General features: G+C 73.5%; 25 protein-coding genes. All 25 read right to left on the bottom strand.

The annotated features are described in order from the left end of the window. Positions 1-28: 28 nt before the first annotated feature. Positions 29-934 carry a guanylate kinase gene (gene gmk, locus BLT67_RS01185; RefSeq protein WP_092665077.1) on the bottom strand — a complete coding sequence of 302 codons (906 nt, stop codon included), beginning with the start codon at positions 932-934 and terminating at the stop codon, positions 29-31. Next, positions 931-1,752, bottom strand: coding sequence for an orotidine-5'-phosphate decarboxylase (gene pyrF, locus BLT67_RS01190; protein ID WP_092665080.1), 822 nt, complete (start codon positions 1,750-1,752; stop codon positions 931-933). The genes gmk and pyrF overlap by 4 nt, the downstream gene beginning before the upstream one ends. After that, a complete protein-coding gene (gene carB, locus BLT67_RS01195) occupies positions 1,749-5,024 on the bottom strand; it encodes a carbamoyl-phosphate synthase large subunit (protein WP_092665083.1) in 3,276 nt (1,091 codons plus the stop codon). The genes pyrF and carB overlap by 4 nt, the downstream gene beginning before the upstream one ends. After that, complete coding sequence (carA, locus tag BLT67_RS01200; RefSeq protein WP_092665086.1) at positions 5,024-6,178, bottom strand: glutamine-hydrolyzing carbamoyl-phosphate synthase small subunit; 1,155 nt, start codon at positions 6,176-6,178, stop codon at positions 5,024-5,026. Before carA ends, carB begins: the two co-directional genes overlap by 1 nt. Then, entirely contained in the window at positions 6,175-6,681 is a 507-nt protein-coding gene (locus BLT67_RS01205; protein ID WP_092665089.1) for a PH-like domain-containing protein, read from the bottom strand. The genes carA and BLT67_RS01205 overlap by 4 nt, the downstream gene beginning before the upstream one ends. Further along, positions 6,678-8,063: a dihydroorotase gene (locus BLT67_RS01210; RefSeq protein ID WP_092665092.1), complete on the bottom strand. Its 1,386-nt coding sequence runs from the start codon at positions 8,061-8,063 to the stop codon at positions 6,678-6,680. The genes BLT67_RS01205 and BLT67_RS01210 overlap by 4 nt, the downstream gene beginning before the upstream one ends. Next, the gene (locus BLT67_RS01215) at positions 8,060-9,013 is read right to left on the bottom strand and encodes an aspartate carbamoyltransferase catalytic subunit (protein ID WP_092665095.1); all 954 of its coding nucleotides are present in this window, start codon (positions 9,011-9,013) and stop codon (positions 8,060-8,062) included. Before BLT67_RS01215 ends, BLT67_RS01210 begins: the two co-directional genes overlap by 4 nt. Further along, the gene (gene pyrR, locus BLT67_RS01220; protein ID WP_092665098.1) at positions 9,010-9,567 is read right to left on the bottom strand and encodes a bifunctional pyr operon transcriptional regulator/uracil phosphoribosyltransferase PyrR; all 558 of its coding nucleotides are present in this window, start codon (positions 9,565-9,567) and stop codon (positions 9,010-9,012) included. Before pyrR ends, BLT67_RS01215 begins: the two co-directional genes overlap by 4 nt. Positions 9,568-9,624: 57 nt before the next feature. Beyond that, the gene (locus BLT67_RS01225) at positions 9,625-10,890 is read right to left on the bottom strand and encodes an FAD-dependent oxidoreductase (RefSeq protein WP_092665101.1); all 1,266 of its coding nucleotides are present in this window, start codon (positions 10,888-10,890) and stop codon (positions 9,625-9,627) included. Positions 10,891-10,931: 41 nt separating this feature from the next. Continuing rightward, positions 10,932-11,549 carry an HNH endonuclease signature motif containing protein gene (locus BLT67_RS01230; RefSeq protein WP_092665104.1) on the bottom strand — a complete coding sequence of 206 codons (618 nt, stop codon included), beginning with the start codon at positions 11,547-11,549 and terminating at the stop codon, positions 10,932-10,934. Continuing rightward, a complete protein-coding gene (locus tag BLT67_RS01235; RefSeq protein ID WP_092665107.1) occupies positions 11,543-12,436 on the bottom strand; it encodes a DUF222 domain-containing protein in 894 nt (297 codons plus the stop codon). The genes BLT67_RS01230 and BLT67_RS01235 overlap by 7 nt, the downstream gene beginning before the upstream one ends. A gap of 252 nt (positions 12,437-12,688) precedes the next feature. After that, a complete protein-coding gene (gene nusB / locus BLT67_RS01240) occupies positions 12,689-13,108 on the bottom strand; it encodes a transcription antitermination factor NusB (protein ID WP_092665111.1) in 420 nt (139 codons plus the stop codon). 1 nt (position 13,109) lies between these two features. Next, complete coding sequence (gene efp / locus BLT67_RS01245) at positions 13,110-13,673, bottom strand: elongation factor P (RefSeq protein ID WP_092665114.1); 564 nt, start codon at positions 13,671-13,673, stop codon at positions 13,110-13,112. A gap of 44 nt (positions 13,674-13,717) precedes the next feature. Continuing rightward, on the bottom strand, positions 13,718-14,152 hold the full coding sequence (gene aroQ, locus BLT67_RS01250; protein WP_092665117.1) for a type II 3-dehydroquinate dehydratase: 435 nt from the start codon (positions 14,150-14,152) through the stop codon (positions 13,718-13,720). A gap of 36 nt (positions 14,153-14,188) precedes the next feature. After that, a complete protein-coding gene (locus BLT67_RS01255) occupies positions 14,189-14,545 on the bottom strand; it encodes a VOC family protein (RefSeq protein ID WP_092665120.1) in 357 nt (118 codons plus the stop codon). A 229-nt stretch (positions 14,546-14,774) separates the two neighbouring features. Further along, entirely contained in the window at positions 14,775-15,836 is a 1,062-nt protein-coding gene (gene aroB / locus BLT67_RS01260; protein ID WP_092665123.1) for a 3-dehydroquinate synthase, read from the bottom strand. Positions 15,837-15,882: 46 nt separating this feature from the next. Next, positions 15,883-16,449 (bottom strand): shikimate kinase, encoded by a 567-nt coding sequence (locus BLT67_RS01265; RefSeq protein WP_331712154.1) that lies wholly within the window; start codon positions 16,447-16,449, stop codon positions 15,883-15,885. Continuing rightward, positions 16,446-17,633, bottom strand: a complete 1,188-nt coding sequence (aroC, locus tag BLT67_RS01270; RefSeq protein WP_092665125.1) for a chorismate synthase — start codon at positions 17,631-17,633, stop codon at positions 16,446-16,448. Before aroC ends, BLT67_RS01265 begins: the two co-directional genes overlap by 4 nt. 2 nt (positions 17,634-17,635) lie before the next feature. Beyond that, entirely contained in the window at positions 17,636-18,490 is an 855-nt protein-coding gene (locus BLT67_RS01275) for a shikimate dehydrogenase family protein (protein WP_092665128.1), read from the bottom strand. Continuing rightward, entirely contained in the window at positions 18,491-19,576 is a 1,086-nt protein-coding gene (gene mltG, locus BLT67_RS01280; RefSeq protein ID WP_092665131.1) for an endolytic transglycosylase MltG, read from the bottom strand. A 1-nt stretch (position 19,577) separates the two neighbouring features. Continuing rightward, on the bottom strand, positions 19,578-20,063 hold the full coding sequence (gene ruvX, locus BLT67_RS01285; protein ID WP_092665134.1) for a Holliday junction resolvase RuvX: 486 nt from the start codon (positions 20,061-20,063) through the stop codon (positions 19,578-19,580). A gap of 5 nt (positions 20,064-20,068) precedes the next feature. Continuing rightward, a complete protein-coding gene (gene alaS, locus BLT67_RS01290; RefSeq protein WP_092665137.1) occupies positions 20,069-22,726 on the bottom strand; it encodes an alanine--tRNA ligase in 2,658 nt (885 codons plus the stop codon). Between the two features lie 78 nt (positions 22,727-22,804). Then, positions 22,805-22,984, bottom strand: coding sequence for a hypothetical protein (locus tag BLT67_RS01295; protein ID WP_092665140.1), 180 nt, complete (start codon positions 22,982-22,984; stop codon positions 22,805-22,807). Positions 22,985-23,099: 115 nt separating this feature from the next. After that, a complete protein-coding gene (gene rpsD / locus BLT67_RS01300; RefSeq protein WP_092665143.1) occupies positions 23,100-23,729 on the bottom strand; it encodes a 30S ribosomal protein S4 in 630 nt (209 codons plus the stop codon). 134 nt (positions 23,730-23,863) lie between these two features. Further along, a complete protein-coding gene (locus BLT67_RS01305; RefSeq protein ID WP_092665146.1) occupies positions 23,864-25,207 on the bottom strand; it encodes a replication-associated recombination protein A in 1,344 nt (447 codons plus the stop codon). Between the last annotated feature and the right edge of the window lie 140 nt (positions 25,208-25,347).

The raw sequence follows: 25,347 nt of genomic DNA on the forward strand, positions 1-25,347 counted from the left end.
CGTGCGCCGATGGGCGCAATGGACGATTCTACCGTGCCTCGTCGGCCTCGGCGGCGAGGATCCGCTCGACGACCTCGCGCGCGGCCTCGGCGACGTCGGTGTTGACGATCGTCGCGTCGAACTCCGGCTGGCTCGCGAGCTCGACCTTCGCGGTCTCGAGGCGGCGCTCCCGCTCGTCCTCGGTCTCGGTGCCGCGGCCGACGAGGCGGCGGACGAGCTCGTCCCACGACGGCGGCGCGAGGAACAGCAGCACCGCATCCGGGAACGACTCGCGCACCTGGCGCGCGCCCTGCAGGTCGATCTCGAGCAGCACCGACGAGCCCTCGTCGAGCGCGGCCTGCACGCTCGAGCGCGGCGTGCCGTACCGGGACTGGTTGTGCACCTTCGCCCACTCGAGGAAGTCGTCCTCCTCGATCATGCGGTCGAAGTCGGCGTCGGAGACGAACGCGTAGTGCACGCCGTCGATCTCGCCCGGGCGCGGCGAGCGCGTCGTGGCGCTCACCGAGTGCCGGATCTGCGGGAAGTGCTCGCGCACGTACTGCGCGACGGTGCCCTTGCCGACCGCCGTCGGTCCGGCGAGCACGATGAGGCGGGGGCGGCGCGAGGGATCCACGTCGTCCAGCCAACCGCGAACGCGCTCGCGCTGCAAACCGCCCAGTCCCCCGAGCCGCTTCGAGCCCGCGATGCCGAGGCTCTCCATGACGGATGCGGCCCGTGCGGGTCCGATGCCGCGCAGGCTCGTGAGGTACTCGGCGACCCGGAGGCGGCCCTCGGGGCCGCCCGGCTCCTGCCATGCCCGCTCCGCGACGTCGCGGGGCCCGCGCTCCCCCGCGGCGAGCGCGCGCTTCACCGCGGCGCGCGCGCGACGCGCCTCGATGGCCGCTCGGCCCGCCGCGGCCGGATCCGGGACCGCGGAGCGCTCCCCGGCGCTCACGCCGGCAGCTCGGCCTTCGCCGCGTCGATCGCGGCGGCGAGCGCGTCGGGGCCGGCCCGCAGGATGCTGCGGCTCGCGCTCGCGAGCACGACCGCGTCGGCTGGGAAGAGGGTGCGGAGCGCGCCGAGGCTCGCGCCCTGCGCGCCGAAGCCAGGTACGAGCACGGGTGTCGACGGGTGGGTCGCGAGGCCGTAGTCGGCGCGATCGACGGTCGCGCCGATGACGAGGCCGTGGCCGGCGCCGGTCGCGACGCTGCGCGCCGTCACCGCCTCGGCGACCGCCGCGGCGACCGTGCGGCCGTCGGGCAGCCGGGCGCTCTGCAGCGCGCGGGCCTCGGGGTTCGAGGTCGCGGCGAGCACGAAGAGCGCCTTGCCCGCCGCCTCGGCGGCCGCGAACGCGCCGTCGAGCGCGTCGACGCCGAGGTATGGGCTCACCGTGAGCGCGTCGGCCTCGAGCGGCGAGCCCGGCGTCAGCCACGCCGCGGCGTAGCCGGTGTTCGTCGAGCCGATGTCGCCGCGCTTGGCGTCGGCGATGACGAGCAGGCCGGCCGCCCGCGCATCCGCGAGCACCCGCTCGAGCGCGCCGAGCCCGGCGGACCCGTGGGCCTCGAAGAGCGCCACCTGCGGCTTCACGACCGCGACGCGGCCGGCGGCCGCCTCGACGGCCGTGCGGCCGAAGCGCTCGAGGCCCGCCGCATCCGCCCCCGCGCCCCACGCGTCGAGCAGCGCGGGGTGCGGGTCGATGCCGACGCACAGCGGCCCGTGCGCGGCGACGGATGCGGTGAGGTGCCCCAGGAAGGTCGGGCGCTGCGAGGTCACGCCGACCGCCGCGCGTGGTACTCCTGCAGGCTCGTCACCTCGAACGCGTCGCGCGCCGCCTCGATCGCGGTGACCGCGGCGCCGAGCTGCGAGACCGTCGTGAAGAGCGCCTTGTCGGACGCGACCGTCGCAGCGCGGATCTCGTAGCCGTCGGCGCGGGCGACGCCGCCGGAGGGCGTGTTGATGATGATGTCGATCTCGCCCGCGTCGATGAGGTCGACGATCGAGGGCTCGTCGCCCGCCTCGGAGTGCTTGCGCACCTGCTCGACACGGATGCCGTTGCGCGCGAGCACCTCGGCGGTGCCCGCTGTCGCGACGATGCGGAAGCCGAGCTGCTGGAGCCGGTGGATGGGCAGCACGGCCTGGCGCTTGTCGCGGTCGGAGAGCGAGACGAACACGGTGCCCGAGGTCGGCATGCCGCCGTACGCGGCGACCTGGCTCTTGGCGAACGCGGTCGGGAAGTCGCGGTCGATGCCCATGACCTCGCCGGTCGAGCGCATCTCGGGCCCGAGCAGCGAGTCGACCATGCGACCGTCGGCGGTGCGGAAGCGGCGGAACGGCAGCACGGCCTCCTTGACCGCGACGGGCGCGTCGACCGGCAGGATCGTGCCGTCCCGCTCGGGGAGCAGCCCCTCGGCGACGAGCTCGGCGATCGTGCTGCCGGCGAGCACGCGCGCGTTCGCGCGGGCGATCGGCGTGCCGATGGCCTTCGCGACGAACGGCACCGTGCGGCTCGCGCGCGGGTTCGCTTCGATCACGTGCAGCACGCCCGTAGCGTAGGCGAACTGCACGTTGATGGGGCCGCGCACGTCGAGGCCCTGGGCGATGCGCAGCGTCGCCTCGCGGATCTCCTCGAGCTGCGCGCGGCCGAGCCCGACGGGCGGCAGCGTGCACGACGAGTCGCCCGAGTGGATGCCGGCCTCCTCGATGTGCTCGAGGATGCCGCCGACGTAGAGCTCGGTGCCGTCGAAGATGCCGTCGACGTCGATCTCGATCGCGTCGTCGAGGAAGTGGTCGACGAGCAGCGGGGCGCCCGGGCCGACGATGCCGTGGCCGGCGATGCGGTCGAAGTAGCCGTGCAGGCTCGGCGTGTCGTAGACGATCTCCATGCCGCGGCCGCCGAGCACGAACGACGGGCGCACGAGCACGGGGTAGCCGATGCGCTCCGCGATCGCGACCGCCTCGTCCTCGGTCGTCGCGGTGCCGTTCTTCGGGGCGATGAGGCCGGCCTCGTCGAGGATGCGCTGGAACAGGCCGCGCTCCTCGGCCGCGTCGATCGCATCCGGGGTCGTGCCGAGGATCGGCACGCCGGCCGCCTCGAGGCCGCGCGCGAGCCCGAGCGGCGTCTGGCCGCCGAGCTGCACGATGACGCCGACGAGCTCGCCGGAGGCCGACTCTGCATGCACGATCTCGAGCACGTCCTCGAGCGTGAGCGGCTCGAAGTAGAGCCGGTCGCTCGTGTCGTAGTCGGTCGAGACGGTCTCCGGGTTGCAGTTGACCATGATCGTCTCGAAGCCCGCGTCGGCGAGCGCGAACGACGCGTGGACGCACGAGTAGTCGAACTCGATGCCCTGGCCGATGCGGTTGGGGCCCGAGCCCAGGATGATGACCTTCCGGCGGTCGGAGGGCGCGACCTCGGTCTCGAGGTCGTAGCTCGAGTAGTGGTACGGCGTCTCGGCGGGGAACTCCCCCGCGCACGTGTCGACCGTCTTGTAGACCGGCCGCAGCCCGATCGCCCAGCGCGCCTCGCGCACCTCGGCCTCGGTCATGCCGCGCAGCTGCGCGATCTGCGCGTCGGAGAAGCCGTGCTCCTTCGCGAGCCGGAGGGTCGCCTCGTCGAGCTCGGCAGCTGCCCCGATCTCCTCGGCGACCTCGTTGATGAGCACGATCTGGTCGAGGAACCACGGGTCGATGCCGGTGGCCTCGAACGCCTGCTCGACCGTCGCGCCGGCGCGCAGCGCCTGCTGCAGCGTCACGATGCGGCCGTCGGTGGGCGTGCGCGCGATCTTGAGCAGCGCCGCGGCGTCGCCCGGCTCGCCCTCCCAGTGGAACGACGAGCCGCGCTTCTCGAGCGAGCGGAGCGCCTTCTGCAGGGCCTGGGCGTAGGTGCGGCCGATCGCCATCGCCTCACCGACCGACTTCATGGTCGTGGTGAGCGTCGCATCCGCCGCCGGGAACTTCTCGAAGTTGAACCGCGGCACCTTCACGACGACGTAGTCGAGCGCGGGCTCGAACGACGCGGGCGTGACCTTCGTGATGTCGTTGGGGATCTCGTCGAGGCGGTAGCCGAGCGCGAGCTTCGCCGCGATCTTGGCGATCGGGAAGCCCGTCGCCTTCGAGGCGAGCGCCGACGAGCGCGAGACGCGCGGGTTCATCTCGATGACGATGATGCGGCCGGTCGCCGGCTCGACCGCGAACTGGATGTTGCAGCCGCCGGTGTCGACGCCGACGTCGCGGATGATGCGGATGGCGATGTCGCGCATCCGCTGGTACTCGCGGTCGGTGAGGGTCAGCGCCGGGGCGACGGTGATGGAGTCGCCCGTGTGCACGCCGACGGCGTCGACGTTCTCGATCGAGCAGATGACGACCGTGTTGTCGGCCACGTCGCGCATGAGCTCGAGCTCGTACTCCTTCCACCCGAGGATCGACTCCTCGAGCAGCACCTCGCCGATCGTCGACGAGTGGATGCCGTCGCCGACGAAGCGGCGCAGCTCGGCCTCGTCGTGCGCGAAGCCGCTGCCGAGGCCGCCCATGGTGAACGACGGGCGCACGACCACCGGGTAGCCGTACTCCTCGGCGAAGGCGACCGCCTCGTTGACGCTCTTCGCGATCGCGCTCGAGGCGACGTCGGCGCCCGCGTCGAGCACGAGCTGCTTGAAGATCTGGCGGTCCTCGCCGCGCTGGATCGCGTCCGGGCGGGCACCGATGAGCTCGACGCCGTGCTTCGTGAGGATGCCCTGCTCGTGGAGCGCCATCGCGGCGTTGAGCGCCGTCTGGCCGCCGAGCGTCGGCAGGATCGCGTCGGGGCGCTCCTTCATGATGATCGTCTCGATCACCTCGGGGGTGATCGGCTCGATGTAGGTCGCGTCGGCGAAGTCGGGGTCGGTCATGATCGTCGCCGGGTTGGAGTTGACGAGGATGACGCGCACGCCCTCCTCGCGCAGCACGCGGCACGCCTGGGTGCCCGAGTAGTCGAACTCGGCGGCCTGCCCGATGACGATCGGGCCGGAGCCGATGACGAGGACGGAGTTGATGTCGTCGCGCTTGGGCATCAGGCCTGCGCCCCCTTCTTCTTCGCCAGCACCAGCTGGCGGAACTCTTCGAACATGTGGTGGGCATCGTTCGGGCCCGCCGCCGACTCCGGGTGGTACTGCACGCTGAACGCCGGGATGTCGAGCGCGCGCAGGCCCTCGACGACGTTGTCGTTGAGCGAGTAGTGGCTCACCTCGACGCGGCCGAAGCCCGCGGGGCTCGTGAGCTCCTCGCCGAGCGGCGCGTCGACGGCGAAGCCGTGGTTCTGGCTCGTGATCTCGACCCGGCCGGTCGCGACGTCGAGCACGGGCTGGTTGATGCCGCGGTGGCCGAACGGCAGCTTGTAGGTGCCGAAGCCGAGCGCGCGGCCGAGCAGCTGGTTGCCGAAGCAGATGCCGAAGAACGGCAGCTCCTCGCGCAGCAGCCCCTGCAGCAGCTCGACCTGGGCGTCGGATGCGGCCGGGTCGCCGGGGCCGTTCGAGTAGAACGCGGCGACGGGCTCGTGGGCGAGCACCTCGTCGAGCGTCGCGTCCTGCGGCAGCACGACGAGGTCGAAGCCCTGCTCGCGCAGGTAGCGCAGCGTCGAGGCCTTGACGCCGAGGTCGAGCACGGCGAGCGTGCCGATCGACTCGCCGATCGCCTCGAGGCGGTACGCCTCGGCCGTGCTGACCGTCGCGGCGAGGCTGCGTCCGGCCATCTGCGGGCTCTCGCGCACGATCGCGAGCATCGCGTCGTCGTCGACGAGCGCGTCGCCCGAGAAGACACCCGCGCGCATGACGCCCGCGTCGCGCAGCCGGCGCGTGATCGCGCGGGTGTCGACGCCGGCGATGCCGACGACGCCGTCGCGCGCGAGCTGCGCGGGCAGCGGCTCCTCCGAGCGCCAGTTCGACGTCACGCGGCTCGCGGCGCGCACGACGTAGCCGGCGGGCCACATGCGCGTCGACTCGTCGTCCTCGCGGTTGACGCCGGTGTTGCCGATGTGCGGCGCGGTCTGCACGACGATCTGCCCGGCGTAGCTCGGGTCGGTGAGCGTCTCCTGGTAGCCGGTCATGCCGGTCGCGAAGACGGCCTCGCCGAGCGCCTGGCCGACGGCGCCGTACGCGCTGCCGCGGTAGATGGTGCCGTCCTCGAGCACGAGGGCGGCGTCCAGGGCGTGGGCTGCGGATGCGGTCATGCGGTCGTTCCTTCCCCTGCGGGCGTGCTGGTGGTGCCGCGGACGAGCCCCGTGAGGGCCTCGAAGGCGGCCGCGTCATCGCCGATGACGCGGATGTAGGTGTCGACGTCGGCGCCGAGCTCGTGCGCGATCACGATGATCCCGCCGGGCTCGACGACGCGGTCGATGGTCCAGGTGGCGCGCTCGACGGCGCGGATGCGCTCGGCCGGGATGCGCACCTCCCGCCGGTCGGCGAGCAGCTGCACGCCGTCGGCGTCGACCGCGAGGCTCGTGCGGCCGCGGAAGCCGAGGCCGTGCGCGAAGATGCGGTCGTACGGGTCGCCGGCGCGCGTCGTGGCGACGTAGAGCGCGTCGACGACGAGCGTCGGCGCGGCGTCGATCCAGCCGAGCGGTTCGTCCACATCGCCCTGGCGTCGTCGGCGCGAGCGGATGCCGAGCCACACGAGCACGGCGACGAGCGCGACGAACGCCGCGCACAGCAGCGCGAAGAGCTCCTTGGTCATGCGCGCACCTGCCCCTCGAGAGGGGCGGCTCCGACGGCGGCTCCGACGGCGGCTCCGACGGCGGCTTCGACGACGGCTTCGACGACCACGGCGTCGGCGACGGTGCGGCGCCCCCCGCGCCAGACGTGCCGCACGCTGCCCGGCAGCTCGATCCCGAGGAACGGCGAGTTCGCCGAGCGGCCGCGCAGGCTGCCGGTGTCGATCGTCGTGCGGGCGGCCGGGTCGACGAGCACGACGTGCGCGGGCGAGCCGATCTCGAGCGGCGCGTCGTAGCCGGCCTCCTGGCCGATCGCGGCGGGCGCGGTCGACATCACGCGCGCGACGCCGGCCCAGTCGAGGAGCCCCGTCTCGACCATCGCCTCCTGCACCGCGCCGAGCGCGGTCTCCAGGCCCACCATGCCGAAGGCCGCATCCGCGAACGCCGTCTGCTTCGCCTCGGGCGCGTGCGGCGCGTGGTCGGTCGCGACGATGTCGATCGTGCCGTCGGCGAGCGCCTCGCGGAGCGCCTGCACGTCGGCGTCGGTGCGCAGCGGCGGGTTGACCTTGAAGCGCGCGTCGTAGCCGCGCACGAGCTGCTCGGTGAGCAGCAGGTGGTGGGGCGTGACCTCTGCGGTGATCGCGATGCCCCGCGCCTTCGCCGCGCGCACGACCTCGACGGTCCCGGCGGTCGAGACGTGGCACACGTGGAGGCGCGCGCCGGTGAGCTCGGCGAGCATCGCGTCGCGCGCGACGATCGACGACTCGGCGACCGACGGCCAGCCGGCGAGGCCGAGCTCGGCCGACAGCGGCCCCTCGTGCATGACGGCGCCGCGCGTGAGGTCGGGATCCTGCGCGTGCTGCGCCACGACCGCGCCGAGCGACGCGGCGTGCTCGAGCGCGCGGCGCATGAGCTCGGCGTCGGCGACGCACTTCCCGTCGTCGCTGAACACCGTCACTCGGGCGGCGCTGCGCGCGAGCATCGTCATGTCGGCGAGACGCTCCCCCGCGAGGCCGACCGTGACGGCGCCGATCGGGCGCACGGTCGCGAGCCCGGCCTCCTGGCCGAGCCGGTGCACCTGCTCGACGACCGCCCGCGTGTCGGCGACGGGATTCGTGTTGGCCATCGCGAACACGCACGTGTAGCCGCCGGCGGCCGCTGCGCGGACGCCCGTCGCGACGGTCTCGGCCTGCTCGCCGCCGGGCTGCCGCAGGTGCGTGTGCAGGTCGACGAGCCCGGGCAGCGCGATGAGGCCGGATGCGTCGACGACGTCGGCCGAGTCGCGGTCGATGGTCGTCGGGTCGACCAGGGCGCCGTCGACGATCGCGAGGTCGCGGCGCTCGCCGCCGAGGATCGCGGCGCCGGTGATGAGCGTGGCGCGGGTGTGCGCTGTCGGGGCGGTCATCGGGAGCCTCCCTGGTCGGATGCGAGCAGCGCGTAGAGCACGGCCATGCGCACCGAGACACCCGCGGTGACCTGCTCGAGCACGGTCGACGCGTCGTCGTCGGCGGCGCGGCTCGAGAGCTCGAGGCCGCGGTTCATCGGGCCCGGGTGCATGATGCGGGTGCCGGGGATGCGTGCGAGGCGCTCGTCGGTGAGCGACCAGCCGGTGACGTACTCGGCGGGGCTGAGGCTCACCCGGCCCGCCTGGCGCTCGAGCTGCACGCGCAGCAGCATGAGCGCGTCGGGGCGCTCGGCGAGCACCGCGTCGAGGTCGGTCGTCGCCCGCACGCCGAGCCGGCTGCCGTCGGCGCCGGCGGGCGGCAGGAGCGCCGCGGGGCCGACGAGCGTGACCTCGGCGCCGAGCGCGGGCAGCAGCAGCGCGTTCGACCGCGCGACCCGCGAGTGGGCGATGTCGCCGACGATCGCGACGCGCACGCCGTCGAGCGCCTTGCCGCGCGCCGCATCCGGCCCGTGGATGCGGCGCCTGAGGGCGAACGCGTCGAGGAGCGCCTGCGTCGGGTGCTCGTGGGTGCCGTCGCCGGCGTTGACGACCGGCCGGCCGATCCAGTCGGCGAGCAGCGCGGGGGCGCCCGAAGCGCCCGAGCGCACGACGACGCCGTCGACGCCCATCGCGGCGATCGTGAGGCCCGTGTCGCGCAGCGACTCGCCCTTCGACGCGCTCGAGCCCTTGCCCGAGACGTTGATGACGTCGGCCGAGAGCCACTTGCCGGCGATCTCGAACGACGAGCGGGTGCGGGTCGAGTCCTCGAAGAAGAGGTTGACGACCGTGCGGCCGCGCAGCGCCGGGAGCTTCTTGACCTCGCGCTCCTGGATCTGGTGCATGTCCTCGGCGAGGTCGAGGAGGGCCACGGCCTCGTCGCGCGGCATGGCGGCGGTCAGGAGGTGCTTCATGCGGCGCCTCCCTCGATCACGACGGCGTCCTCGCCGTCGATCTCGTCGAGCAGGATCGAGACGTGCTCGCTGCGGGCGCTCGGCAGGTTCTTCCCCACGGAGTCGGCGCGGATCGGCAGCTCGCGGTGGCCGCGGTCGACGAGCACCGCGAGCCGCACCGCGCGCGGCCGGCCGAGGTCGGCGAGCGCATCGAGCGCCGCGCGGATCGTGCGGCCCGAGTAGAGCACGTCGTCGACGAGCACGACGGTGCGGTCGTCGATGCCGATCGCGGGGATGCGCGTGGGCTGCGAGGCGAGCGTCGGCCTGGCCCGCAGGTCGTCGCGGTGCATCGTGATGTCGAGCGCACCGGTGCGGGCGGCGAAGTCCTCGCCCGTGATCTCGGTGAGCCGCGACGCGAGTCGCTGCGCGAGCGGCACGCCGCGGGTCGGGATGCCGAGGAGCACCAGGTCATCGGGGCCGTGGTTGGCCTCGACGATCTCGTGGGCGATGCGCGTCAGCGCCCGCCCGATCTCGTCGGGACCGAGCACGGTGCGAGTGCGCGCAGTCTGAGCCACAGCGACTCCCTTCTCCGCCTCACAGGACGGGCTTCAAGGTTGTCTGATGCCTCCACTCTACTCCTCGACGTGCTCCGATCGGAGACCGAGGCCGATGACCCTGCCCATGACGTGCCGCAGCACCGGCACCCGCTGCACGAGGCGCAGCGGCAGCGGCACGGGCACCTCGGCACCCGGCTCGGCCACGCGCACGAGCACACGCTCGAGGCGCCGCTGGAGCGCCTGCACGGCGCGCGCGGGCGGCTGCCGGCGCCGCTGGATGCGGGCGAGCAGCTCGGGCGTCGGGCGCGCGGTCGCGAGGCGGGGCGCGAGCGCGTTCGCAGCCGCGACGGCATCCTGGATCGCGAGGTTGATGCCGACGCCGCCGGCCGGCGACATGGCGTGGGCGGCGTCGCCGATCGCCAGGACGCCGTCGCGGTACCAGCGCTCGAGGTGCTCGATGCGCACGTCGAGCACGCGGATGTCGTCGACCTCGAGCGCCGCGATGCGTGCTGCGAACGGGGGGTGGAGGCGTGCGATCCGCTCCCGGAGGGCGTCGAGCGCAGACTTGTCCCGACGCCACACGGCCTTCCCCACGATGTGCGCGCACTGGTAGAAGTCGCCGCGATCGATCGACAGCAGCGCGCCGTCGCCGACCTGCATGAACGGGATCGACTCGTCGGGCTCCCGAGGCAGGCGGAACCACAGCACGTCGATCGCGCTCGGACCACCCGCGCTGACGAGCCCGGCCGCATCCCGCAGGCGCGAGTCCCGCCCGTCGGCGAGGACGGTGAGCTTCGCACGCAGCTCGATCGGGCCTTCCGGGCCTGCACCTCGCACCCCGGTGATGCGGTCGCCATCGCGGAGCAGCTCGACACCCGTCGTGCGCATTCGCAGGTCGTACCCCGGGAGGTCCCGCCCCGCATCCGCGAGGAAGTCGAGGAAGTCCCACTGCGGCATGAAGGCAATGGCCTTGCGCCGGGTCGGCAATCGGGAGAAGTCGGCGACGACGAGGTGCTCGCCCGAGAACCGCAGCGTCACCTGCTGCATGTCGGCGTGCGGCAGCGCGAGGAACCGCTCGAGCAGGCCGAGCTCGTGCAGCACCTCCTGCGTGGACGGGTGGATGGTGTCGCCGCGGAAGTCACGGAGGAAGTCGCCGTGCTGCTCGAGCACGACGACGCGGACGCCCCGCCGCGCGAGCAGCAGTGCGAGCATCATGCCCGCCGGTCCCCCGCCGACGATCGCGCAATCGGTGCGGATGCGTTCGGTCGCCGCGCGATCGTCGGCCGCGTACGCTCGACGAGGACGCCGACCCGACTGCGATCCCGCGTCGTCCGCGCTCATGCTCCCATCGTGCTCGGTGGCGGTGGCCGGCACCAGCGCCCTCAGAACGGCGACGGCGCGTCGGAGTCGGCTCGCCGTTCGCCCCAGTGCTCAACCGACGCGTCGACGAATACGGGCCCGACGTGCGGCGGCTCGTCGGTGTAGACGTCGCCCGTGGGCGAGGTGAACTCGAGCACGCCGGGGCTGGTCTGGCGCACCTTCCAGCGTCGGGCGTGGGCGAGCTGGGCGCCTTTGAGGGTGTGGTGGCGTCTGCAGAGGTGGGCGAGGTTGTCGTGGCAGGTCGTGCCGCCCTCGGCCCACGGCTTGGTGTGGTCGATGTCGCAGCGGCGGGCGCGCTGCCCGCAGCCTGGCCACCGGCAGTGCTGGTCGCGGGCTCGCAGCAGCCGCTTGAGCTGGCTGGAGGGCGTGTAGGTGTCGACGGCGAGCACCTGGCCGGTGAGCGGGTCGGTGAACAGCCGCGCCCAGCTGCTGGCCCGCGAGGCGAGGATGCGGGCGGTCTCCGGGTCGATGGGTGCCCCGTTCGCGAGCCGCGCGACCGCCGCCTCGACACCCGCCACAGGCGCCCCGTCGTCGCCGGTGAGGACGGGCGCGGGGATGAGCACGCTGACCTCGGCGCGGATGCCGTGCAGGCCGGTGTCGGTGGGGTCGGCGGTCAGCAACAGGTCGGCCAGCAAGTCGGCGCGCAGCTGGTCGAAGGTCCGCGAGTCGCGGCCGCCGTCGGCACCGACCGGCGCCTCACCGACGGCATCGGCGCCGTTCCCGGGCGTGTCGGCGGCGTCGGCAGCCCGGTCCGGCGCGCCCGAACCGACGCCTTGGCCATCTGGGTGAGGCGGTCGTGGATGCCGTGCGCGAGCGCGGTCGGCAGCAGGGCGCGCAGCATCGACATGCCGTCGTCGAGGTCGCTCACCCACACGCCGCGCTGCTCGCGGGCGGTGCGGTGCCGCTCGACGAGCGGCTCCGCCAGGTGCTGCTCGAGCTCGCGCCGCGCGATCGCCCGCAGTCGGCCCGGGGTGGTCTGCTCGGCGTGCGGCAGCAGCGCCGCTTCGAACGCCGCCCGCGCCGCCGGATCCTGGATCGGCGCGCCGATCTCCGCGATCACGGCGACGTGGCCGCGGTGGATGCGCGCCTGCCCCCACGCCTCCACGGTCGCGGGCCAGCGCTGCGTGTCGGCCATCGCGGCGTTCAGTTCGGCCTCGACGGTGCGGTCGGAGCGGCGCTGCCGCAGCCCGAGCTCGCACGCGGCATCCCGCAGCCCCACCGCCGGGTCGAGCCGCTCCGCGAGCGCATCGTCGACCGCCACATGGCCGATGCCGGCGAGCAGCTGCGTGCGCATCGCCTGCAGGCCCGCGATCGCCGCGTCGATCTCGACGACCGCGCGCATCGCGGTCTCGCTCACATCGCGCGGGGTGGGCGGTGCGGCGGGAGCCGGGTCGAGCGCGCCACTGGCGGTCGCCGGCTCGAGCGCGGAATCAGGAGCAGCCGGGTGCTCGGCGCGGGCGACCTCGGGACCCTCCGGCCCCTCATGCTCCACCGCATCCGTCGACATGCAGGCATGCAACCACGGGCCACCCACACGACCGCGACGATGTGGAGAACTCGATCGGATCGACCGCGCTGGTCGCGTGACGCGAGCGGCTGCGCCGCGCGCTCCTCGACCGACGAGGGAGCAGCGAGCGGCCGCGGGGTCTCGTCACGACCGACGAGGGAGCGGCGCGCGCAAGGCGACCGGCGCCGTCTCGTGACGCGAGCGCCTACGGCGCGCGCACCGCGGCCGCTCAGCTCGGGTCGGACCCGCCGGTCAGGCGCGCTGCGCCGCGATCCGCCCGAGCACGCCGTTGATGAACGCGCCCGAGCGGTCGGTCGAGAGCTCGTTCGCGAGGTGCACGGCCTCCGAGATCACGACGCTCGCGGGTGCCGTCTCGTGCTCGAGCTCCCACGCGCCGACCCGCAGGATCGCGAGGTCGGTGCGCGGCATGCGGTCGAGGCTCCAGTGCTCGCTCGACGAGGCGATCAGCTCGTCGAGCGCATCGGTCGCGTCGCCGACGCCCGCGACGATCTCGCGCGCGAACGGGTACCAGCCGTGCTTCGTCCAGCCGAGCCGCGACGCGGTGTCGCGGAGCACCGTCTCGGGCGCCTCGCCGCGCGCCTGCGCGGAGTACAGCACCTCGACGGCGTGCTTGCGCGCCTTGCGGCGCGAGGGGTAGACCTCGTCTGCCACGTCAGTCGGTGACGCGGCCGAGGTAGTCGCCCGTGCGCGTGTCGACCTTGATGCGCGTACCCTGCTCGACGAAGAGCGGCACCTGCACCTCGGCGCCCGTCTCGACCGTCGCGGCCTTCGTGCCGGCGCTCGAGCGGTCGCCCTGCAGGCCCGGCTCGGTGTAGGTGATCTCGAGCACGACGGATGCGGGGAGCTCGACCTGCAGCGCCTCGCCCTCGTGCATCGAGATGGTCGCGGTGCCGTTCTCGAGCAGGTACTTCGCGCCGTCGCCGACGACCGAGGCCGGGATCGGCAGCTGCTCGTAGGTTTCGTTGTCCATGAAGACGAAGTCGGTGCCGTCGTTGTAGAGGAACTGGTAGTCGCGGCGGTCGACGGTCGCGAACTCGACCTTGGTGCCGGCGTTGAAGGTCTTGTCGACGGTCTTCTGGCTGCGGGCGTTCCGCAGCTTGGTGCGCACGAACGCCCCGCCCTTGCCGGGCTTGACGTGCTGGAACTCGATGACGCTCCAGAGCTGTCCGTCGAGGTTGAGCACCGAGCCGTTCTTGATGTCGTTCGTGGTTGCCATGCTGGCGGTATCCGTTCCGTGGGGTTCGCGGCCGAGAGCCGAGTCTACCGGGCGGCGATCGCCGCGGCCGCCAGTCGGTAGCCGTCGAGCCCGAAGCCTGCGATCACGCCGGTCGCGACGCCGGAGATCACCGAGGTGTGCCGGAAGGCCTCGCGCGCGTGCGGGTTGGAGATGTGGACCTCCACGAGCGGCGCGACGCCCTGCAGCTGCGCGCACGCGTCGCGCAGCGCATAGGAGTAGTGCGTGAACGCCGCAGGGTTCAGGATCACGGGCGTGCGCGCATCCACCGCCTCGTGGATCCAGCCGACGAGCTCGGCCTCGTCGTCGGTCTGGCGCACGTCGGCCTCGATCGGGGCGTCAGTGCGGCCGGATGCTTCCACGAGCGGTGCGATGTCGTCGATCGTCGCCGTGCCGTACACCTCGGGCTCGCGCGTGCCGAGCCTGCCGAGGTTGGGGCCGTTCAGGACGAGGATGCGCATGCGGCCAAGTCTGCCGCATGCGCCCGGCCCTGCTGGCTACATCTCGCCCTCGAAGAGGCCGATGTGGTTGCCGTCGGGGTCGGCGAGCACCGCCCACCAGCTCGTGGGCGTGATCTCCGACTTGGGCACCACCACGGCGCCGCCGTTCGCGGTCGCCTGCTCGAGGGCGGCGTCGATCGAGTCGACCTCGACCATGCTGCGCGGCTGCGTGAAGCCCTCGGCGCGCTCGGTGAGCGCCCCGCCCGAGACGCCGTTGGGCGCCTGGAACATGGGGTAGCCCTCGAAGCCCTCCATCTCGGCGATCTGCCAGCCGAAGAGGCCGGAGTAGAAGGAGGTCGCCTTCGCGAAGTCGGTGACCGGGATCTCGATGTGCGTGATGTCGCCGTGTGCCATGGGTGCAGTCTGCGCGAGCGCCGCGACGGCGCGCAAGGGCGGGGTCTCGTGACGCGTGCGCCTCCGGCGCGCGCTCCTCGACCGACGACAGTGACGCGGGCGCCTCCGGCGCGCGCTCCTCGACCGACGACAGTGACGCGGGCGCCTGCGCCGCGCGCTCCTCGACCGACGACAGCGACGCGTGCGCCTCCGGCGCGCGCTCCTCGACCGACGAGGGGTGCGAGCCGAGTCAGTCGGCGAGCGACTGGTACGCCATGAACAGCAGGCCCTCGTCGGGCCCCTCGAGGATGCGCGGCTTGGCGACGTCGTCGAGCACGACGAAGCGCAGCATCGAGCCGCGCGCCTTCTTGTCCTTGCGCATCGTGCCCAGCAGCGTCTGCCAGCGGCCGACCGGGTAGGTCATCGGCAGCTCGAGCGACGAGAGCACCGCCCGGTGCCGGTCGACGACCGACTCGGGCAGGCGGCCCGCGAGGCGCGAGAGCTCGGCGGCGAACACCATGCCGATCGAGACGGCCGCGCCGTGGCGCCAGCGGTAGCGCTCGGTGTGCTCGATCGCGTGGCCGAGCGTGTGGCCGTAGTTGAGGAACTCGCGCTCCCCCGCCTCGCGGAAGTCGTTCGCGACGACGCGCGCCTTCACCTCGATCGAGCGCGCCACGACCTCCTGGAACTCCGGCGTCGTCGGGTCGGTCGCGGCGTCCAGCGAGCCCTCGAGCAGCTCGAGGATGCGCGGGTCGGCGATGAAGCCCGCCTTCGCGATCTCGGCGAACCCGGTGAGCAGCTCGTTGCGCGGCAGCGAGTCCACGAGCTCGAGGTCGGCGACGACGAGCGAGGGGTGGTGGAAGGCGCCGACGAGGTTCTTGCCCTGCTCGGTGTTGATGCCGGTCTTGCCGCCGACGGCCGCATCGACGATCCCGAGCACGCTCGTGGGCGCCTGCAGCACGCGGATGCCCCGCAACCACGTCGCCGCGGCGAAGCCCGCGAGATCCGTGACGGCGCCGCCGCCGAGCCCCAGCACCGCATCCGTGCGAGTGAACTCCGCCTGCCCCATGATCTGCCACAGGAACTGCGCGACCTCGATGCGCTTGGCGGCCTCGGCGTCGGGCACCTCGGCGAGCAGCACCTCGATGCCGAGCTCGTCCTTCAGGTGGTCGGCGATGCGGCTCATGGCGGGCTGGTGCACGACGAGCAGGCGCTGGGCGTCGCCGAGCGACTCGCGCAGGCGCTCCACCAGGATCCCCCTGCCGACGTGCACGTCGTACGGCGCCTCGGTCTCGACGCGGATGGTGGTCATGCGGATGCGCTCCTTCGGTTCGGGGTGCGGGCGCGGCCTGCGGCGGTCACAGGCCGCGCTCCTCGAGCCAGCCCTGCAGCTGGTCGACGAGCCGCGCCATGGGCGTGCGGGATGTGTCGAGCACGGTGTCAGCGAGCTCGCGGTAGAGGGGCTCGCGCTCGCGCGCGATGCGCCGCCAGGCGGCGATGCCGTCGGCGAGGAGCGGCCGACCGCCGCCGCCGATGCGGCGCGCGGCGGCCTCCTCGTCGACGGTCACGAGCACGACCGTCGCCTGCTCGCGCAGCAGCGCCTGGGTCCCCGGGTCGAGCACGGCGCCGCCGCCGAGCGCGACGACCGCGCCCGGGGTGAGGGCGCGCTGCACGGCGTCGGCCTCCCAGCGGCGGAACACCGGCTCCCCGTGCTCGGCGAAGATCTGCGGGATGGGGCCGTGCTCGAGCACCACGAGCCGGTCGGTGTCGGCGAAGGTGCGGCCGATGCGCGTGGCGAGCTTGCGGCCGAGCGACGTCTTGCCCGCCGCCATGGGGCCGATGAGCGCGATGGGCGGGACGGTGCCCGCCTCGTCGCCGGGGCGCGGGCCGTGCGCTGCACCGGGCCGGAGCCCGCCGGCGGTCACGGCGACGTGCGCAGCGACTCGGGGATGGCGGCGAGGTAGGCGTCGAGGTTCCTGCGCGTCTCGGCGACCGAATCGCCGCCGAACTTCTCGACCATCGCGTCCGCGAGCACGAGCGCGACCATCGCCTCGGCGACGACGCCCGCGGCGGGAACCGCGGCGACGTCGGAGCGCTGGTGGTGCGCCTGCGCGGCCTCGCCCGTCGCGACGTCGATGGTGCGCAGCGCCCGCGGCACGGTCGCGATCGGCTTCATGCCGGCACGCACGCGCAGCACGTCGCCCGTCGACATGCCGCCCTCGATGCCGCCGGCGCGACCCGTCTCGCGGTGCACGCCGTCGTCGCCGACGATGAGCTCGTCGTGCGCGACGCTGCCGCGGCGGCGCGTCGTCTCGAAGCCGTCGCCGACCTCGACACCCTTGATCGCCTGGATGCCCATGAGCGCCTGTGCGAGGCGTCCGTCGAGCCGGCGATCCCAGTGCACGTACGAGCCGAGCCCCGGCGGGAGGCCGTAGGCCAGCACCTCGACGATGCCGCCGAGCGTGTCGCCCGAGCGCTTGGCGTCCTCGACCTCGGCGAGCATCGCGGCGCTCGTGCCGGGGTCGTTGCAGCGCAGCTCGTCGGCGTCGAGCCGCTCGACGTCGTCGGGCGTCGGCAGCGGCGCGCCCTCGGGCACGCGCACGGGGCCCATCGAGAGCGTGTGGCTCACGAGCCGCACGCCCAGCTCGCCCAGGAAGGCGCGCGCGACGGCGCCGAGCGCGACACGCGCCGCGGTCTCCCGCGCGCTCGCGCGCTCGAGCACGGGCCGCGCCTCGTCGAAGCCGTGCTTCTGCATGCCGACGAGGTCGGCGTGGCCGGGGCGCGGACGGGTGAGCTTCGCGGCGCGCGCACCGGTGAGCTCGCCCTCGAGCGGCGCCGCGCCCATGACCTCGGTCCACTTCGGCCACTCGGTGTTGCCGATGCGCAGCGCGACCGGGCCGCCCTGCGTGAGGCCGTGCCGCACGCCGCCCGAGATCGAGAGCTCGTCCTGCTCGAACTTCATGCGCGCACCGCGGCCGGCACCGAGCTTGCGGCGCTGCAGATCGGCCTGGATCTGCTCGGCGGTGATCGGCACGCCCGCGGGCATCCCCTCGAGGATCGCGATCAGTTCGGGGCCGTGGGACTCCCCGGCAGTGAGCCAGCGCAGCATGCCTACGATTCTTCCAGACCCGCGGATGCCGCCCGGACCATCGCCGCCCGCATCGCGTCGGCGACCCGATCCTCGTCGGGCAGCGCCGCATCGACGTCGCCGTGGGCGAAGATGCGCGCCTGCAGCACCGCTTGGCCGAGCAGCATCTCGCGCCCGTCGATGACGCGCTCGGCACCGAGCGTCGCGACGTAGCGCGAGCCGGCCGCGCCCGCGTAGTCGGCGTCGAGCAGCACGGCGGGCGGATGCGCGAAGGCCGGCACGAGCGCGGCCGCGGCCGGGAGCGTCGAGACCGCCGCATCCACCGCCGGGAGAGCCGCCTCGAGGGACTGCAGCACGACGGCGACGCCGAGCCGCTCCCCCAGCTCCTGCACTCGCGCGCCCTTCGCGGGCGTGCGGAGCGCGACGGTCACGCGGCGCGCCCCGAGCTCTGCGAGCGCGAGCAGCGCCGACTGCGCGGTCGCGCCCGCACCCACGATCGCGCCCGTGGAGGCCGACGCGAGGCCCGCATCCGCGAACGCCCGCACGATGCCGCCGACGTCGGTGTTCCACCCCCGCGGTGCGGCGCCGTCGAGCAGGAGCGTGTTGACGGCTCCCGTGCGCTCGGCGCGCTCGTCGACCCACCGCGCGAGCGCGCGGGCCTCCTCTTTGAGCGGCGCCGTCACCGACAGGCCGAGCCACCGACCGTCGAGCGCGTCGACGAAGCCCGCGAGCTCACCCGCCGCGACGAGCCGCCGCTCGTAGCGCCAGTCGAGCCCGAGCGCGGCGGCCGCGGCGCCCTGCAGCACCGGCGAGAGCGAGTGCTCGATCGGCGCGCCGACGACCGCGAGCCGCCAGGCTCCGGCCGAGGCATCCGGCACTCAGCCGCCCCAGCCCGGGTTGTCGCGCAGGAACTGCTGGAACTGCTGCACCGCGACCTGATGCTGCTCGTAGGTCTCCGAGAAGACGGTCTCGCCCGTCTCCGGGTTGACGGTCACGAAGTACAGCCACGGCCCCTCGGTCGGTTCGAGGACCGCCTGGATCGCGACGTCGCCCGGCGCGCCGATCGGCCCCACCGGCAGGCCGGGGTGCGCATAGGTGTTGTACGCGTTGGATGCGTCGGCGCGCTCCTCGCGCGTCGTCGTCACGACGTGCAGGTTCCCGGTGCCGTACGCGACGGTGGCATCGGACTGCAGCGGCATGTTGATGTCGAGGCGGTTCTGGAACACCCGCGCGACCTTGCCGAAGTCGTCGGCGTAGCGCGCCTCGCGCTGGACGAGCGACGCGAAGGTGATGACGCGCTGCGCGTCGTCGGCCGAGACCCCGTGCTGCTCGAGCGCCTGGTGCTGGCGGGCGATCATCGTGTCGAGCACGCCCTGCGCCGTCACGCCGTCGTCGAACGTGTACGTCGCGGGGAAGAGCCAGCCCTCGATGTTGAGCGCATCGGCAGGCACGTCGAAGTTGGACACGTCGCTCGCGAGCTGCACGAACTCCTGCTTGGGGATGCCGAGGTCGCGCTCGAGCCGCTCGAACACCTGCGGCAGCGTGTAGCCCTCGGGCACCGTCACGCGCAGCTCGACCTTGTTCGCGGGGTCGAGCAGCGCGTCGAGCGCGGCCTGCGCGGGCATCTGCTGCTGCAGGCGGAACGCGCCGGGGTGCAGCTGGATCGACGGGTCGGCGACGAGGATGTCGGTGAACGCCTCGGCGCTCGCGATGACGTCCTCCTCGACGAGCGTCGCCGCGACGTCGTAGCCGTTCTGGCCCGACTGCACCTGCACGACGACCTCGCCGGTACCGGGGCCGGGGTAGTCCTCGGGTCCGCTGAACCGCTCCGCGAGGCGCTGCACGCCCCACACGGCCGCGACGGAGAGGCCGATCACCACGACGAGCGCGATGCTCCAGCCGATGATGCGCCTGCGGGCGCGCGCCTTGCGCTCGAGTCGAGCGCGCTCGCGTCGTCCGGCCATGTCAGTCCCTCTCTCGGAGTGCGGCCTCGCCGCCGTCGTGCACCAGCTCGCCGGGCGCGCGCCCGGCGGCGCGCTCGGAGTCGAGCGCGTGCTGCAGGATGACGACCGCGGCCGCCTGGTCGATCGTCTGGCGCTGCTGCTTCGCAGAGCGGCCGGATGCGCGCATGCCCGCCGAGGCGGTCACGGTGGAGAGCCGCTCGTCGACGAGCCGCACGGGCATGGTCGCGGCGAGCTGCGCCGCCATGTCGCGGGCGTCCTGCGTGCTCGGGGTGTCGCCGCCGGAGAGCGAGATCGGCAGCCCCACGACCGCCTCGATGGCGTCGAGCTCTGCCGCGAGCTCGCGCAGCCGCGCGACCGGGTCGACGGTCGCGCGCTGGATCGTCTCCACGGGCGTCGCAAGCAGGCCGTCGGGGTCGCACCGGGCGACGCCGACGCGGGCCCTGCCCACGTCGACCCCGATCCGCACGCCCCGTCGCATGCCGGCCATCGCGCTCAGCGGCTCAGCCCCTCGCGCACGGCTGCCAGCGCCGCGGGCATCGCGCTCGCGTCCTGCCCGCCGCCCTGCGCCATGTCGGGCTTGCCGCCGCCTCCGCCGCCGAGCACGCCTGCAGCGGCCTTCGCGAGCGGGCCGGCGGCGTGGCCGGCGTCGCGCGCCGCCTGGTTCGTCGCGACGACGATCGCGGGCTTGCCGTCGACGGCGCCGCCGACGGCGACGACCGCCGCGTCGGCCCCGAGCCGCTCCCGCACCTGGCCCGCGAGCGAGCGCAGGTCGTCCTGCGAGGCGACGGCGCCGAGGTCGACGGCCGCGAGCCGCACGTCGCCCACGCGCTCCGCGGCGTCCGCGATCGGCTGCACGCGACCGGCGAGCTGCTGCGAGGAGAACTCGGCGATGCGCTTCTCGGCCGTCTTGAGCGCCGCGACGATCTCCTGGATGCGGCCGGGCAGCTGCTCGCGCGGCGTCTTGAGCATCGAGGTGAGCTCGCTGACGAGCGTGCGCTCGGCGACGAGCTGCTCGAACGCGTCCGCGCCCACGGCGGCCTCGACGCGCCGCGCCGATGAGCCGACGCTCGCCTCGCTCGTGATCGAGATGAGGCCCACCTGGCTCGACGTGCCCACGTGGGTGCCGCCGCACAGCTCGCGCGACCACGGGCCGCCGATGTCGACCATGCGCACCGTGTCGCCGTACTTCTCGCCGAAGAGCGACATCGCGCCGAGCGCCTTCGCCTCGTCGAGCGGCATGACGCGCGTCTCGACCGGCAGGTCGTCGCGGATGGCGTTGTTGGCGATGCCCTCGAGCTCGGCCCGCATGTCGGGCGAGAGCGGGCTCGACCAGGTGAAGTCGAGGCGCATGTAGCCGGCCTTGTTGTACGACCCCGCCTGCACGGCGTCCGGGCCGAGCAGCTGCCGGAGCGCCGCGTGCACGAGGTGCGTGGCCGAGTGCGCCTTGTTGGCGCCGCGGCGGTACAGCGGGTCGACGACCGCGTGCGCGACGTCGCCGACGGCGATCTCGCCGCTCGTGACGCGGACCGTGTGGCTGATGAGGCCCTGGACGGGGCGCTGCACGTCGAGCACCTCGGCCTCGAAGCCCGCGCCGACGAGCCGGCCCTGGTCGCTGTCCTGCCCGCCGGACTCCGCGTAGAGCGACGTCGCGGTGAGGATGACCTCGACCTCCTGGTCGACGCCGGCCGAGCGCACCTGCTGGCCGCCGGCGACGATGCCGATGACCTCGCCGTCGGCCTCGAGCTCGTCGTAGCCGAGGAACGCCGTCTCGCCCTTCGCGCGCAGGTCGGCGTAGACCGAGAGGTCGGCGAGCTGGCGGCGGCGCGACTTCGCGTCGGCCTTCGCGCGCGTGCGCTGCTCGCTCATGAGGGTCTCGAACGTCGAGCGGTCGACCTCGAGCCCCGCCTCCTCGGCGATCTCCATCGTGAGGTCGATCGGGAAGCCGTAGGTGTCGTGGAGGAGGAAGGCGGTCTTGCCCGGCACCGTGCGCGCGGAGTCGCGGCGCACGTCGGCCATCGCGAGGTCGAGCACGGTCGAGCCCGCCTCGAGCGTCTTCAGGAACGTCTCCTCCTCGGCGACCGCGAGGCGCTCGATGCGGCCCCAGGCCGCGTCGAGGTCGGGGTAGGCGGCGCGCATCGCGTCGTAGCTCGCGCGGAAGAGCGTCGGGAAGGTGGCATCGTGCACCCCGAGCAGGCGCATCGCGCGGATCGACCGGCGCATGAGGCGGCGCAGGATGTAGCCGCGGCCGTCGTTGCCGGGCGTCACGCCGTCACCCATGAGCATGAGCGACGAGCGCACGTGGTCCGCGACCACGCGCATCCGCACGTCGTCCTCGTGCTCGGCGCCGTAGCGCCGGCCGCTCAGCTCGCTCGCGAGGTCGAGCACGGGCCGCACCTGGTCGATCTCGTACATGTTCTCGACGCCCTGCTTGAGGAACGCGATGCGCTCGAGGCCCATGCCGGTGTCGATGTTCTTGTTCGGCAGCTCGCGCACGATCGTGAACTCGGTCTTCGAGCGCACGTCGGCGATCTCGTCCTGCATGAAGACGAGGTTCCAGATCTCGACGTAGCGGTCGCTGCCGGTCGCGGGGCCGCCCTCGGGGCCGTACTCGGGCCCCATGTCGTAGAAGATCTCGGAGTCGGGGCCGGCGGGGCCGGGCTGCCCCGTCATCCAGTAGTTGTCGTCGAGGCCGAGGCGCTGGATGCGGGAGGCCGGCAGGTCGGTGACCTCGAGCCACAGCCGCTCGGCCTCGTCGTCGGTCTCGTAGACCGTCGCCCACAGGCGAGCGGGGTCGAACGCGTAGCCGCCCTCCGACTCGGGGGCGGTCAGCAGCTGCCACGCCCACTCGATCGCCTCGCGCTTGAAGTAGTCGCCGAACGACCAGTTGCCGGCCATCTGGAAGAACGTCCCGTGTCGGGGCGTGCGGCCGACCTCCTCGATGTCGTTCGTGCGGATGCACTTCTGCACGTCGGCGACGCGCGGCCAGGGTGCGGGGACGCGGCCCGAGAGGTACGGGATGAACGGCACCATGCCGGCGATCGTGAACATGATCGCGGGGTCGTCGCTCACGAGCGACGCCGAGGGGAGGATGGTGTGGTCGCGCTGCTCGAAGTGCTTCAGGAAGCGGCTGTGGATCTCTGCGGTCTGCATCAGGTCAGTCTTTCCAGCCCCTCGGGGCCTGACGAACCCGGGCGCCGCGACGGGCGCCCGGGCTCGGATCGGGTGTCGTCACTCGCCTCGCAGCTCGCGGTCACGCGCCTGGTAGCCGTCCTTGACGGCATCCGTGAACTCGCGCGTGCGGTCGTCGACGCTGTCGAGGAAGGCCTTGCCCTTCTCGCTCTCCTCGATGCGCCGTGCGGCGAAGACGCCGATGACGACGCCGACGGCCAGGAACAGGAGCTTCTTCACAGCGGGTCTCCCTCATGTCTCGCTTCGCTCCGCACCGGATCGGCGGCGGGGCGGTAGCAGTCTAACGACGAGGAGGGGCCGCCACCTTGGCGACCCCTCCCGACGGTTCGCTGGATCAGCGAGCGGCGTAGTACTCGACGACGAGCTGGACGTCGGCGACGACCGGCACCTCGGCGCGCTTGGGGCGGCGCACGAGGCGGGCCTGCAGGCGGTCGAGCTGCACGTCGAGGTACGGCGGCACCGGGGGCAGCACCTGGGCGTGACCGCCCGCGGCCGCGACCTGGAACGGCTCCATGCCCTCGCTGCGCTCGTGCACGTGGATGAGTTGGCCCTCCTTCACGCGGAAGGACGGGCGGTCGACGCGCTGGCCGTCGACCATGATGTGGCGGTGCACGACCATCTGGCGCGCCTGCGCGGTGGTGCGGGCGAATCCGGCGCGCAGCACGAGCGCGTCGAGGCGCATCTCGAGCAGCTCGACCAGGTTCTCACCGGTCAGGCCGGGCTGGCGGCGGGCCTCGTTGAACGTGAGGCGCAGCTGCGCCTCGCGGATGCCGTACTGGGCGCGCAGACGCTGCTTCTCACGCAGGCGGACGGCGTAGTCGCTGTCGGCCTTGCGCTTCGTGCGGCCGTGCTGGCCGGGGCCGTAGGGACGCTTCTCGAGGTAGCGAGCGGCCTTCGGGGTGAGGGCGACGCCGAGGGCGCGCGACAGGCGCACCTTCGAACGGGAACGGGACTTCGTGGACATGACTTCCTTCGCTGAGTCGCTGCCGCGCGAGCGGCTGTCCCGGCCGAGTGCCGGGACCTAAGGAGGGTTGCGGGCCCGAGGCGAGCATGCCGTGGCACGCTGCCGCCCGGTGGGCCGTCGTCCAGACTACCAGATCAGCGGTCGCCGGCCAGGATCCGGCGGATGCGCTCGAGGCGGGCGGCGACGTCGCGCTCGAAGCCGTGCGCACCGGGGTCGTAGTAGCGGCGGCCGACGAGCGGGTCGGGGAGGTACTGCTGCGTCGCGACGCCGTGGGGCGCGTCGTGGGCGTACCGGTACCCCTTGCCGTGGCCGAGCCGCTTCGCGCCCGGGTAGTGGCCGTCGCGCAGGTGGATGGGCACGCGCCCGAAGTCGCCCGCGCGCACATCGGCGATCGCGGCGTCGATGCCGCGGTAGGAGCGGTTCGACTTCGGCGCGGTCGCGAGGTACACGGTGGCCTCGGCGAGCGGGATGCGCCCCTCGGGCATGCCGATCATCTGCACGGCCGTCGCGGCGGCGGTCGCGATCACGAGCCCCTGCGGGTCGGCCATCCCGATGTCCTCGCTCGCGAGCACGATGATGCGGCGGGCGATGAAGCGCGGGTCCTCCCCCGCCTCGATCATGCGCGCGAGGTAGTGCAGCGCGGCGTCCGGGTCGGAGCCGCGCACCGACTTGATGAAGGCGGAGATGACGTCGTAGTGCTCGTCGCCCTGCCGGTCGTAGCGCAGGAGCGCCCGATCGACCGCGGTCGCGAGGGCCTCCGCCGTCACGGTCGCCGCGGCATCCGACTCCTCCCCCGACGCCGACGCGGCCTCGAGCGCGTGCGCGCCGGCCGCCTCGAGCGCCGTGAGCGCGCGTCGCGCGTCGCCCGAGGAGAGCCGGATGAGCTGGGCGCGGGCGTCGTCGTCGAGCACGATGCGGCCGTCGAAGCCCCGCGGGTCGGCGACGGCGCGCTCGACGAGCGCGCCGATGTCGTCGTCGCCGAGCGGCTCGAGCGTGAGCAGCAGCGAGCGCGACAGCAGCGGGCTGATGACGCTGAACGACGGGTTCTCGGTCGTCGCGGCGATGAGCGTGACCCACCCCTGCTCGACGCCGGGCAGCAGCGCGTCCTGCTGCGCCTTCGTGAAGCGGTGGATCTCGTCGAGGAACAGCACCGTGGACTGCCCGAAGAGGTCGCGCTGGTTCAGCGCCTCCTCCATCACCTGCCGCACGTCCTTGACGCCCGCCGTGACGGCGCTCAGCTCGACGAACCTGCGATCGGAGGAGTGCGCGATCGACTGCGCGAGCGTCGTCTTGCCGGTGCCGGGCGGACCCCAGAGGATGACGCTCTGGCCGCTCGAGCGGCCCGCCGCATCCGTGCTGCTCGCCGCGAGCCGCCGCAAGGGCGAACCCGGCCCGAGCAGGTGGCGCTGGCCGACGACCTCGTCGAGGCTCATCGGCCGCATCCGCACCGCGAGCGGCGCCGTCGTCCCGATGGCCATGCCTCCATGCTAGGCGGGCCCGCCCACACCGGCCGCGCGGCGGGCGGCGCTGTCGGGCTCCGCTCGGGTGAGCCGGTAGCCTGAACGCCGCGCCGCCGCTCGCCGGCGAGCGCACACGCGGCATCGATGGAGGAGAGTCC

Source organism: Agrococcus carbonis, assembly GCF_900104705.1.
In the GTDB taxonomy this organism is placed as follows: domain Bacteria; phylum Actinomycetota; class Actinomycetes; order Actinomycetales; family Microbacteriaceae; genus Agrococcus; species Agrococcus carbonis.

Excerpts from the sequence above, each read along its gene's own strand:
- carA (WP_092665086.1), bottom strand. The coding sequence starts at position 6,178 with ATGACCGCATCCGCAGCCCACGCCCTGGACGCCGCCCTCGTGCTCGAG.
- ruvX (WP_092665134.1), bottom strand. The coding sequence starts at position 20,063 with ATGGCCGGCATGCGACGGGGCGTGCGGATCGGGGTCGACGTGGGCAGG.
- BLT67_RS01235 (WP_092665107.1), bottom strand. The coding sequence starts at position 12,436 with ATGTCGACGGATGCGGTGGAGCATGAGGGGCCGGAGGGTCCCGAGGTC.
- BLT67_RS01215 (WP_092665095.1), bottom strand. The coding sequence starts at position 9,013 with ATGAAGCACCTCCTGACCGCCGCCATGCCGCGCGACGAGGCCGTGGCC.
- efp (WP_092665114.1), bottom strand. The coding sequence starts at position 13,673 with ATGGCAACCACGAACGACATCAAGAACGGCTCGGTGCTCAACCTCGAC.
- BLT67_RS01205 (WP_092665089.1), bottom strand. The coding sequence starts at position 6,681 with ATGACCAAGGAGCTCTTCGCGCTGCTGTGCGCGGCGTTCGTCGCGCTC.
- rpsD (WP_092665143.1), bottom strand. The coding sequence starts at position 23,729 with ATGTCCACGAAGTCCCGTTCCCGTTCGAAGGTGCGCCTGTCGCGCGCC.
- carB (WP_092665083.1), bottom strand. The coding sequence starts at position 5,024 with ATGCCCAAGCGCGACGACATCAACTCCGTCCTCGTCATCGGCTCCGGC.
- mltG (WP_092665131.1), bottom strand. The coding sequence starts at position 19,576 with ATGGCCGGACGACGCGAGCGCGCTCGACTCGAGCGCAAGGCGCGCGCC.
- BLT67_RS01210 (WP_092665092.1), bottom strand. The coding sequence starts at position 8,063 with ATGACCGCCCCGACAGCGCACACCCGCGCCACGCTCATCACCGGCGCC.
- aroB (WP_092665123.1), bottom strand. The coding sequence starts at position 15,836 with ATGACCACCATCCGCGTCGAGACCGAGGCGCCGTACGACGTGCACGTC.
- aroQ (WP_092665117.1), bottom strand. The coding sequence starts at position 14,152 with ATGCGCATCCTCGTCCTGAACGGCCCCAACCTCGGCAGGCTCGGCACG.
- BLT67_RS01305 (WP_092665146.1), bottom strand. The coding sequence starts at position 25,207 with ATGGCCATCGGGACGACGGCGCCGCTCGCGGTGCGGATGCGGCCGATG.
- BLT67_RS01225 (WP_092665101.1), bottom strand. The coding sequence starts at position 10,890 with ATGAGCGCGGACGACGCGGGATCGCAGTCGGGTCGGCGTCCTCGTCGA.
- BLT67_RS01255 (WP_092665120.1), bottom strand. The coding sequence starts at position 14,545 with ATGGCACACGGCGACATCACGCACATCGAGATCCCGGTCACCGACTTC.
- alaS (WP_092665137.1), bottom strand. The coding sequence starts at position 22,726 with ATGCAGACCGCAGAGATCCACAGCCGCTTCCTGAAGCACTTCGAGCAG.
- aroC (WP_092665125.1), bottom strand. The coding sequence starts at position 17,633 with ATGCTGCGCTGGCTCACTGCCGGGGAGTCCCACGGCCCCGAACTGATC.